Origin of the sequence: Sphingomonas sp. Root720 (assembly GCF_001428605.1) — a bacterium.
In the GTDB taxonomy this organism is placed as follows: Bacteria; Pseudomonadota; Alphaproteobacteria; order Sphingomonadales; family Sphingomonadaceae; genus Rhizorhabdus.
This window is the reverse complement of record NZ_LMID01000003.1, coordinates 21,951-33,260: the sequence shown is the minus strand read 5'-3', so window position 1 is coordinate 33,260 and position 11,310 is coordinate 21,951. Positions and strand designations below refer to the sequence as shown.

General features: G+C 61.4%; 7 protein-coding genes. 2 read left to right on the top strand and 5 right to left on the bottom strand.

Annotated features, from left to right (window positions below; translation table 11 throughout):
* Positions 1–4: 4 nt before the first annotated feature.
* From ASE22_RS06545 to ASE22_RS06530, 4 genes are all read right to left on the bottom strand, one after another.
* A complete protein-coding gene (locus tag ASE22_RS06545) occupies positions 5–2,434 on the bottom strand; it encodes a TonB-dependent receptor (RefSeq protein WP_056356548.1) in 2,430 nt (809 codons plus the stop codon).
* Between the two features lie 190 nt (positions 2,435–2,624).
* Complete coding sequence (locus tag ASE22_RS06540; protein ID WP_056356546.1) at positions 2,625–3,377, bottom strand: SDR family NAD(P)-dependent oxidoreductase; 753 nt, start codon at positions 3,375–3,377, stop codon at positions 2,625–2,627.
* 46 nt (positions 3,378–3,423) lie between these two features.
* A complete protein-coding gene (locus ASE22_RS06535) occupies positions 3,424–4,389 on the bottom strand; it encodes an alpha/beta hydrolase (protein WP_082591512.1) in 966 nt (321 codons plus the stop codon).
* Between the two features lie 54 nt (positions 4,390–4,443).
* Entirely contained in the window at positions 4,444–6,078 is a 1,635-nt protein-coding gene (locus tag ASE22_RS06530; RefSeq protein WP_056356542.1) for a flavin-containing monooxygenase, read from the bottom strand.
* 235 nt (positions 6,079–6,313) lie between these two features.
* Between ASE22_RS06530 and ASE22_RS06525 the strand changes: the two genes are divergently transcribed.
* Positions 6,314–9,040 (top strand): helix-turn-helix transcriptional regulator, encoded by a 2,727-nt coding sequence (locus tag ASE22_RS06525; RefSeq protein ID WP_156407238.1) that lies wholly within the window; start codon positions 6,314–6,316, stop codon positions 9,038–9,040.
* Positions 9,041–9,087: 47 nt separating this feature from the next.
* On the opposite strand, the gene ASE22_RS06520 is transcribed toward ASE22_RS06525, so the two are convergent.
* Entirely contained in the window at positions 9,088–9,978 is an 891-nt protein-coding gene (locus ASE22_RS06520; RefSeq protein WP_056356539.1) for a helix-turn-helix domain-containing protein, read from the bottom strand.
* Positions 9,979–10,088: 110 nt separating this feature from the next.
* On the opposite strand from ASE22_RS06520, the gene pobA reads away from it, so the two are divergent.
* Complete coding sequence (gene pobA / locus ASE22_RS06515) at positions 10,089–11,258, top strand: 4-hydroxybenzoate 3-monooxygenase (RefSeq protein ID WP_056356603.1); 1,170 nt, start codon at positions 10,089–10,091, stop codon at positions 11,256–11,258.
* Positions 11,259–11,310 lie beyond the last annotated feature (52 nt).

Sequence of the window (11,310 nt, the reverse complement as noted above, 5' to 3'; positions counted from 1 at the left end):
ATCATCAATACTTCCAGCCGAGGGTCATGCCGTAGGTGCGGGGCGGCGCGTAGACGCCCGCGGCATAGCTGAGCGATGAGACGTCGAGCCCGTAGATGCGGTAGCGGGCATTGTTCGCATTGCGGACGAAGCCGGCAGCCGACCAGTGAGCATCGGGACTAGTATATTCCAGCCGGAGGTCGACAGTCACATACCCGTTCTCGTGGTTGGTGGGCTCATTGAGGACGGTCATGTAATGCGCGCCAAAATATTGTGCATTGGCCTGTGCGGCGAGCTTGCCGCCGAGCGCGTCGAAAGAATAGCGCAGCAAACCATTGAGCGAGATTTTCGGCGCGTTTGGTAGCTTACGATCCGCGAACGTGCCGTCTGGCAATGGCGTATCGTAGACCGTGTTGTGGATGAACGCGGTCGACAGCCCCAGATCCAAGCCTAGGAGCGGATTTGCACGGAGCTCTACCTCGCCGCCGTAGGCGCGCGCATTGACGTTAAAGATCGTCTGTACAAGATTCTGCATCGCAAAAGCTTGGTAATTCTTGTAATAGTAATAATAGACCGAGCTATTCAGAGTTAAGGCACCATTGAGCATTCGAAGCTTTTCACCACCTTCGATGGAGGTGAGGACCTCCTGCTTGTGAGGGAGTGCCGAGGTAACGACCGGAGGAAAAATCGGAGCACTCCAGTTGCCACCTTTATTGGCACGGGAATAACCCAGATAAACTAGGAGATTGCTGCTCGGCGTCCAGTTTACCTGAGCTTTAGCAGAAATGTTCTTGAAGCTTCGGTCAGCGCTTGGATCGGTAGCAGGATTATAGTCGACGGTCGGGGAGCCACCCGTCAGGACCGCCTGAAATCCCAACGAATCATGGAAGCGGTAATCGAATGTCTTCTGGTCGTCGGTGTAGCGAAGTCCGCCCGTGACATAGAAATCGGGCGTCAGATAATAGTCTCCCTGAGCGAAGCCGGACCAACTCTTCACGTTCAGTTCGTAGCTGGCGCGCAACGAGTCGGTTACGGGCGAGCCGCCATAACAGGCGGGTGCGGTGCAGGTCAGGCCGATATATGGGCCGAGATCGAACAGACCATCGACGCCGTAACGGCCCTTCATATTGAGATAGAAGAATCCGGCGACCCACTTCAGCTTGTCGGAAGTGCCCGATACGCGAGCTTCCTCCGAGAACTGCCGATACTTCATCTGCGTACCATAATCGAACAGGACCGAAGGGCCGCCGTCGGTGTCGATGGAAAAACTCTTCGATATATGCTGGTAGTTGGAAACGGACACGAAGTTTATTCGCCCGAAGTCGTGCGTTAGCTTGGCCGTTCCTGAATAGATGGTACGCCGGAAGCTTCCGGGATCGTCCTCTTGCAGCTTGAATGGATTGGATCCCTGGCGATACCCGGTCAGGTCGCATCCCTCGCAGGGCGATTGAATGGGCGCGAAGGTAGGCGAGGCGAAATTGACGTATGTACCGTATTCGTCAGGAGCGAGCGCGGTACCGAGCCCGTGGGCGTCGGGCTGCACCGCGCGCGTAGTATAGGCAGCGCCGCGCATGTTGCGGTTGAGCGAGATCGAACCGTTCAAATCCAGCCTTGTGGCGGGATCGATTTCCCACCGCAGCTGTAGGCGGGCGTCGTATTCATTGTTGTTGCCAGGGGCTGGCCCGACGGAATTGTGCCAAGGCCCCTGGTCGTTGGTCGTCGCGAAGGAGAGCCGGGCCGTGACGTTATCCGAGAGCGGGCCGCCTACGGCCCCTTCGGTCTCGATGAAGCCGTGGCCATATTCGTAACCGCCGGCCGTGACTTCCTCATAAGCATCGAACTTGTCCGTTGGACCCTTGGAGACGAAATGGATCAGGCCGCCAGTTGCGTTGCGTCCGAACAGTGTGCCTTGCGGGCCGCGAAGCACCTCGACGCGGTCGACGTCGTAGGTCCGCACGCCGACCGAACTGGTCGAGCCGAGATAGGCATCGTCCTGATAGACCGCGATCGGCGCCTCCAGATGGTCGGCGAAGTAGTTCTGCGAGACGCCCCGGATGTTGATGCTCGTAACCGACGGGTGAATTTGATAAATGCTGACGGCCGGAGTGACCTTGGCGATGTCGATCGCGTTACGGAGGCCCAGCTGGCGCATCTGGCTGCCGCTGAAGGCGGTAATAGAGATGCCTACCTTCTGGATATTTTCGCTGCGCTTCTGCGCGGTCACGATTATGTCCCGGAAAACCGACCCTTCGTCGGTAACGGATCCTTTTTTCTTCACGGGCGCCGCTGGCGCGGCGCTCTGGTCTGCCGGGGGCGCACTCTCGGGCTGCGCGGTGGTCTGTGCGGCGGCTTCGGAGGTGGTGAGCGCGCCGCCCGCGACGGCGAGCAGCAATGTCAGATGCCGGGCCTTCGCCATGCCCGACACGAACGTCCCTATCGCTGCCGAGTAATCCATACCCCTATCCTCCCCGTTATTCGGCGATCGTCGTCGCCGCTTTGTGTCCGCAGTGAGCGATCAGTCATCGTCTGATCCATTCTCCTTATCCTGTTGCCCGCTCCATAATCTGACGTCACCTAACGAAGGTTGGTGGCATTCATGCGGCCGCTGGTGGGCTTGGCGATCACACGGCGCGTGCGGTATATCTTCAGTGGGCGGTCTGACCGCCGTCGATTACGAAGAGCGCTCCGTTGATGAAGTTCGCCGCGTCCGAGCAGAGGTGAAGCACGGTTCCGGCTACCTCTTCCGCCGTTCCGGCGCGGCCGATGACGTTCTGGGCGAAGAAGGCGTTCCGGAATACTTGCGAATCCGCCCATGGCTGGGTCATCGGGGTGACGATGAAGCCGGGAGCGATCGCATTAACGCGAATCCCTCGCTGGGCATATTCGACCGCGGCTGCCTTGGTCAGGCCCGCAACGCCATGCTTGGCCGCAACGTAGGAAGCCATGTTCGGATCGGCGACGATGCCGGCGACCGACGACGTGTTTACGATCGCGCCGCCGCCATGCTCGAGCATGTGCCTGATCTCTGCCTGCATGCAGAGGAAGACCCCCTTCAGGTCGGTCGCGATAATTCGATCGAAGTCTGTTTCGACGATCTCGTGGAAGGGCACCGCCGGCGGGAGAACCCCGGCATTGTTGAAGGCGATATGCAATCGGCCGAAGCGCGTGATGCACGCTTCGACCAGCGCTGTCGTCTGCATCGCGTCGCCGACGTCGCAGTGTTCGAACGCCGCCGTTCCACCGGCCCGGCTGATGAGCGCCACGGTTTCCGCGGCACGATCATCGATGTCGCCGATCATCACGCACGCCCCTTGCGCCGCGAAGGCCAGCGCGGTCGCGCGCCCGATCCCGGTCGCCGCACCAGTTACCAGCACGGTCTTTGCTGCGAACCCGGACATGACAAGCTCTCCTCGGATGCACGGTTGACGAGATTGGTGCGAGAACTCAGCCGGCGGACGCGGAGGGCCGGAAATGCGCTAGCAGTGCCGCGACGGCGCTTGCCATCGCCGCCTCCGCATCGCGGATCATCGCTCCCATGTTGATGATGCCGTGAAAATGCTGCGAATAATGCAGGTGCGTCACCGCAACTCCCGCTTTCATCAAGCGGCTAACATAAGCGGCGCTCTCCTCCGCCAGAGGATCATGCTGCACCGTCATGACGAACGCCGGAGCAACGCCCGCCAAGTCGTCCGCGCGCAACGGCGATGCGCGCCAATCCTCCCCGTCCTGCCGTGAGCCGAGATAGGCATCGCGAAACCAACGCATGGTCGGCGCGGCAACGGGCACGCCGCTCGTAACGCGCGCATAGCCTTCGCTCTCCCGCCCCAGATCGGTCACCGGATAGAACAGGATCTGGTAGGCTAAGGCGGGTAGCATACCCCGCGCTGCCGCGATCGCCGCCACGGCCGCCAAGTTGCCACCGGCGCTGTCCCCGCCGATCGCGACTTTCTCACGGTCGATGTCGAAGCGTTCCACATTGTCGGACAACCAGCGCACGGCGGTGAAGACGTCTTCGACGGCCGCAGGAAAGCGGTGCTCGGGCGCCAACCGATAATCGACGGCGAGGACGGGCATGGCCAGCGACACGCAGAACTTGCGGCAGATGTCGTCGTGACTCTCGAGGTCCCCGAGCATCCAGCCGCCGCCGTGAAGGAAAATGAGCGCGGGCGTGAGGCCGCTGGGCTTTGCCGGCGGCGTGTACAGGCGCAGCTTAAGGATGCCGTCCGCGCCGGAAATAGAGAGGTCCTCGACGCTGCCGACCGCCATCCTGGGGAATGCGATCGCCGCGAACTGCGCCATAGCCGAGCGAGCCTGCTTGGGGGTCATTGATTCGTATGGCGGAATTCCGTTGGCCGCCATTAAGGAGAGGATAACCTTGTCGTCGTCCGCCAATGTAACGTCATGGGCCATTCTACGCTCTCCTGACCGAGTCCGTCCCCAGCGGACCGCTGTACCGTTCCAGGCTCAGCTAAGCGCAAAGCCCTCGTATTCGTTCTCGTCGACCTCTCGGCATTTTTGCAGATAGAGGGGAAGGCCCCCCGGATAGGCGAGGAGCTGGCGCTTCTTGCCGGGGATGTTGGCCCCCATGTACCAAGAGTCGGCGCGCGGGAATAAGGTGGTTTCGGCGATCTCGTTCAGATGATCGTTCCAGACCTGCTCGGCCTGCGGGGTAGCCTCAATCTGAGAAAGCTGCCCGTTACGCATATATTCGAGGCATTTGACGATCCAGGCGCCTTGGACCTCGGCGCTGACCGGCCCGACCGACAACGCGTTTGGGCTCAATGGCCCGTATACGAAGAACAGGTTTGGAAAATCGGATGTCGCCAGGCCGAGGTAGGCGCTTGCCCCATCGGCCCACTTCTCCCTGAGCGTCTCGCCTTTCGTCCCGTGAATGTCGATGCTGGTCAGACCGCCAGTCACCGAATCGAAGCCCGTGGCGAGGACGAAGACGTCAAGGTCGTGTTGCACACCGTCGGCGGTGACGACGCCCTGCGCATTGACATGGTCGATAGGATTTTCGCGGAGGTCGACCAGCGTCACATTGTCCTGGTTGAAGGCCTCGTAATAGTCCTGTTCCAGGCTCGGCCGTTTGACGCCGAAAGGATGCAGCGGGACCATCGGCGCCAGTTTCTCGGCCACCGCCGGGTCGTTGATCCTTTGGCGAGTCTTGTCGCGCCAGAAAGCATAGACCGACTCATTCGCCTCCATGTCGGATAGTACGTCGTGATAGGTTGCGACCCACGGCTTGAATCCACCTTGATTCCAGAGATCCTCATAGACCGCGAGCCGTTCTTCGGGCGAAACCTCAAGGGCGGATTGAGGAAGGAAGTCGAAGTCGTTGCCCCCGAACGTCTTCGGCCGGTTTTCGAACATGGCGGGGAAACCCAGCTTCATCTTCTGCGAAATGTGCTGATCGTATTTTGCCTGGCGCATCGGCAAGGCATGGTTGGGTGTGCGCTGAAAGACGGTCAGCGCCCTTGCGACCTTACTGAACTCTTGAATGACCTGGACACCGCTCGCGCCGGTTCCCATGACGCCTATCCGCCTTCCGGCGGCCCGAAGGCCGTTCTGTGGCCACAGCCCGGTATGGTGGCATTCCCCCGCAAACGTCTCGAGGCCCCTGATCGTCGGGATAAAGGGCTTGGCCGCAAAGCCGGTGCAGAGGACGAGATAGTGCGCGCGCACGATGGAGCCATCGTCGTGCTCGACGATCCACTGATGGCGCTGCTCGTCGAAACGGGCCTTTTCGACGCGACGATTGAACCGGATGTCACGGCTCAGATCGAGGACATTGTCGACATGCTCAAAATAGCGGCGGATTTCCGGACCCCCGGGGAATCGCTCGCTGAAGCTCCAGTCCTTCCATAGGCCCGGATCGGAGAACTGATAGAGGTAGCTGTCCGAATCCACTCGCGCGCCCGGATAGCAATTCCAGTACCATACGCCACCCAGCCCCGGACCGGCCTCGTGGACCTTAACGGTGAATCCCTTCTTTCGCAGCATGTGAAGCTGATACAGGCCCGCGAAACCGGCTCCGACGACGAGTACGTCGAGTTCCTCAACGGTGGCGGGCGCCGTCGTAGCGTTGGCAGCTTTCATGTAAAACTCCTGATGGCCTTCAGCGAATTGCCTCGTCTACTTGCCGATACCGAGTGCATCGCCCGATCCTCTCCAGCCCGGACGATCGTTGCCGTCCACTTTACGTACACGCGAACGGAGTGGTCCGATCGCAGTTCAGTGATCGACATCTTCTTGTGTGCAGGCAGATTAGCTGTCACCTAACGAAGGTTGGCATGCCGAAAGTCGTGAGAAAACAGGGTCGGTGGAGAGGCGAATGATTCGGGCGAAGCTGATTCCGCCGGTCGGTTCCGGCACGCTGGTGCGCCGAGAACGGCTGCTGCGCGCGATCGAGAACGTCCGGACCGCCCGGCTGACACTGGTCCAGGCGGCGGCGGGCTACGGAAAGACCAGCCTGCTCGCCGAATGGTCGCGATTGCTGTCTGCGGAAGGTGGAGTGACGGCCTGGCTTGGGCTGGACGCGGGTGATCAGGGTCCGCTCGATCTCTTTTCCAGCATCCTGCGATCGCTGGAACTTTCGGGGGTGAGGATCGAGTCCGTCGCCGAGCTTCTGACGGCGGAGGGCTTTGCGACAACGAGGGCGCTAGCGGCCGCGACGAGCGATCTTCTGACCTCGGTCGATGCGCCAATCTATCTCTTTCTCGACGACGCTCATTTTCTGACGACAAGCGTGAGCCACGCAGCCTTGAACGAGCTACTGCACGTCCTTCCGGCACACGCGCACCTTATCGTCGGCTCGAGACGCGCCCTCCCCATTCAACTCGGCAGGATGCGGGTGCGCGAGGAATTGTTCGAGGTCTATGCAGATGACCTAAAGTTTTCCCGGCCCGAAATCGAAGAATTCTTCACCGTCACCGGTCAAACGGAACTCAGCGCCGAGCAGATCGAAGATATCGGCTCCCGGACCGAGGGCTGGGCAGCCGGGCTGCGGCTGGTAAGCCTCGCGCTTCGCGACGGTACGCATCAGTATCGGCTCGGCGCCGATATCGGCGAGCGCCGACGCTCGATCGGCTCCTATTTCGCCGAAGAAGTCCTCGTCCAGCAGACCCCGGAGTTACAGGACTTCCTGATGCGAACCGCGCCGCTAGAACGCATCACACCGGCGCTCGTCGATGCCGTTACCGGGACGGAAAACGGTAAGCGCATGATCCGCAAGGTGGAGAGCTTGGGACTGTTCATATACTCGCTGGACAACAACGACGAATGGTACCGCTATCACCACCTTTTTAGCGATTTCTTGCTGCAGCGCCTAATCGATCGCGACCCTGCGGCGCCCGCAGAAATAGCTATTCGCGCGAGTGATTGGTTCGCCGAACGAGGACATCTGATAGAAGCTTTTGCTTATGCGGTACGCGCTTGCGACCACGAACGCGCGGCTGCAATCCTGGATCGTCGTTGTCAGTCGATGTTTTACAATGGTGAGCTCGGCTCGATCGAAACCCTTGCAACGCAAGTGCCAATGAAAGCCCTGGGGCGCTTTCCCCGCGTCCTGCTGACCAAGGCCTGGCTTTCAATCATAGGATGGCACTTCACCGACGCCGACGAACTGCTGCATTCCGCGAGGCAGAGGTTGTTACAGCTCGGAGCCTCGCCCGAAGCAGAGATTGCGCCCGATCTCGATGAGCTGAATTTCCTGCTGGTCCACCGCGAAATGATGTTAGGGCTATTCACGGATCGCTTGAGCGAAACAGAAGCGCTTTGGCGCAAACTTTCTGAAATGCCCAAGCCGAGCGATCACTATATATTGGGTACGTTGTTTACCTCCCGTATTTATATCGATACTCACCGGCTTCTGAAGTCCGACGTCGCGTCCGGCGCGGCTCGTGGACGCGAGCATTACGCGCGCACGGGTAGCATCTTCGTTCTCATCTGGCATGCGTCGGTGATCGGGATTTCATTGTTTCGGCAGGGGAGTACCGATCACGCCGAAGCGGCTTTTGACGAAGCCCTGAAATGCGCGATCCGATTGAACGGCGCCGATTCGGCACAAGCCGCCATCCCGTCGCTGCTGTTGAGCGAACTGCTGTACGAGACGGGTGAGGTTCAGCGCGCCGCCTCGATCGTCGCCCAATACCGGGAGGTCGGGCGTGAGATGGGCTACGTCGATCAGCTGGTGGCGGAGTTCTCTGTGTCGACCCGCCTTCGGCTCCTGCGCGGCGAGACGGCTATGGCCGAGCGAGCCTTCGCTGACGCGATCGCCTTTGCAGCGTCTTCGGGTTTCGAGCGGCTTCGACTGGCGGTCGCTGCGGAAACCGCGCGTCTGCATCTCCATAGCGGTCGGCCCGATATTGTCGGCCGGTATACGAGGGAAGGGGATATTTCCCTCTGTCTCGACCACCACATGCCGTCCGTCGGCATGACGACTATCGATGAACTCAAGGCGATCATCGCCGTCCGCAAGGCTCAGGCGACGGGCAAGATCGCCGAGGCAGGTAGGGTTGCGCGGCGCTGGCGCGATCACAACCATGCCTCGGGCTGGATCTTGAGCGCGGTGCGATGGGGCATAATGGCCGGCGGCTGCGATGCCTTGCGAGGCGACCGGAACCAAGCCTATCGGACCCTCCTGAAAGCCGTCGATCTCGCCCGAGAGCCGCGTTTCCTTCGCTCCTTTCTCGATGAGGGAGAGATTGTGATGAGCGTCCTGCGCGAGTTCAACAGCGAGAACTCCCACAACGGCGCGTTCATCGCCACGCTAACGCGACTTCATGATGAGGAAACCGGAAATCTGTCCTCGAGGGCTCCGATCAGCGACGCGAGCCTCAGCGAGCAGGATTATACGCACATGGTCGAGGTGCTCAATACAAGGGAAATCGATATTCTGCGAAGCGTCGGAAATGGGAGAATGAACCGCGAGATTGCGGGAACGCTGGGGCTCACCGAAGGCTCGGTGAAGTGGTACCTGAATCGTATCTACGGTAAGATCGGGGTGAGCCGCCGCGCCCAGGCGGTCAAGAGGGCAAGGCAGCTTGGGCTGATAAATTGAGGCCGCTGATCGAACGGCGTCTGCGGCAAGCATAACCGCGCGGCATTTCAGACGGCAATGGAGGCCGAGTCCTTCTCGCTGGACTGATCCATCCGCCACCCTCCCGGCGAAACCCCGGTGCAGCGGCGGAAGAAGCGCGAAAAATATGCCGGATCTCCGAAGCCGAGGTCATAGCCGACCTCCGCCACCGTGCGATCGGTATAGGCGAGCTGGCGCCGCGCCTCCGCGATCAGCCGGTTCTGCATCAGCTGGATGGGCGGCGCGCCCGTCACCTCCACGCATGCCGCCCGCAGCCTCGCGATCGACGTTCCCAGCGCACTGGCATGATGCGCGATGCTCCAGCCGTCGCGCAGGTGCCGGTCGATCTGCAGACGATAGCGACTGACCAACAGCGCCGGGCGGCGGGGCGCTGAACACTGACCCTCTGCCTCCGGCACCAGCCGGCAGGCGGAGACGAGGAGAAGTTGGAGCAGCGCTTCGCCAGCCATCGCATTCAGCGGCCTCGTGCTCGCCGTCTCCGCCATCAGCGCGTCGAGCATCGGCCGCAGTTCGACTTCCTCCGGCAGCGGCAGCACGCGCGCTGCCGTGATCAGCCGCCGAACCAGGGAATAGCTTGTGGCGATCCGGCGCAGCAGCGGACCGGCCACGGTAACGATATGGCCTTCCGTGGCGCAATCGAAGCGGAAGCCGTGCGCGACACCGGCAGGCACCGCGAGAATCGACCGCGCAAAGGGCACACGATCGCCATCCACAAGCATCTCGCCACCGCCCCGCTCCACGATCAGCAAATGCTCGAGCTCCCCGTGCGAGTGCGGACGAATCGTCCAATCGGCGGCGGCGCTGCGTCGGGCGATCGTCTCCACATGGATGAAGCGATCGTCAACGCCATGCTCCGGCTCTCCATAAAGCGAATAACGAGGAACACCGGGGGCGAGCATGCGCAACCATGATACCACACGAGCGATAAGTGCAAGCATGTCAGCGTCCTCTCCATTCACGGCCCAGGCGCCCCGGCTAGGCTCGTCCGACCTGAGCGAGAGGAGTGGGCGTGCGGACATCGGTGGCGATTATCGGCTGCGGACCGGCTGGGTTGCTCCTCGCGCACCTTCTTCACTGCGAAGGCATCGACTGCGTCGTGCTGGAGGCGCGCAGCCGCGATTATGTTGAGGCGCGTATCCGCGCGGGGGTGCTGGAACAGACTACGGTCGACCTCCTGCGCCGCGTGGACGTGGACAGGCGCCTCGATGCCGAGGGGCTCGTTCATCATGGCTTCTCGATCCTGGTCGACGGCGAGCCGCTGCGCATCGATCTCGCTGACCTCGTGGGCCGGACGATCACGATCTACGGCCAGACCGAGCTGACACGTGATCTTATCGAGGCGGCACTCGCGCGCGGCATCCCGATCCTGTTCGAGGCTAACGCCGTCGCACTTCACGACATCGCATCCAGGGCACCTGCGGTGACCTGCCGAGCAGGAGACGAGGATGTCCGCATCGACTGCGACTTTATCGCCGGATGTGACGGCTTCCATGGTGCGAGTCGTTCGGCCTTTCCGGCCGATCAGTTGCGGACGTTCGAGAAGGTCTATCCCTTCGGCTGGCTTGGCATTCTCGCGGACGTGCCCCCTTGCAAAGAAGAGGTGATTTACGCCAGCCATGAACGCGGCTTCGCGCTCGCCTCGATGCGATCGAAGACACGCAGCCGCTATTATATCCAGGTGCCGGCAGATGAGCCGCTCGCAAACTGGCCGGACGAGCGGCTTTGGGACGAGCTCGAGATCCGCCTTGGTCCGAGGGCCGGAAGCCGGATCTCGCGCGGTCCGGCGCTGGAGAAGTCGGTCGCGCCGTTGCGCTCGTTCGTCGCTGAGCCAATGCGCCACGGCCGCCTGTTCCTTGCAGGAGATGCGGCGCATGTCGTGCCGCCGACCGGTGCCAAGGGGCTCAACCTCGCCGCGTCCGATGTCGCCTTCCTGGCCGATGCATTCGCCCGCCATTATCGCCGTGACGACGATGCCGCGTTGGAAAGCTATGCGGCGCGCGCGCTGGCGCGGGTATGGAAGGCAGTGCGCTTCTCTTGGTGGCTTACCGGCCTGACGCACCGTTTTCCGGGTACAGCGTCAATCGATCGCCGTATTCAGCTCGCCGAGCTCGATTATATTCGCAGCTCCCGCGCGGCGCAGATGTCCCTCGCCGAGAACTACGCGGGATTGCCACTTTGATGACGCCAGGTCGGCCCGGCCACTGGCTTGCGAATCGCACACAAACGCCCTC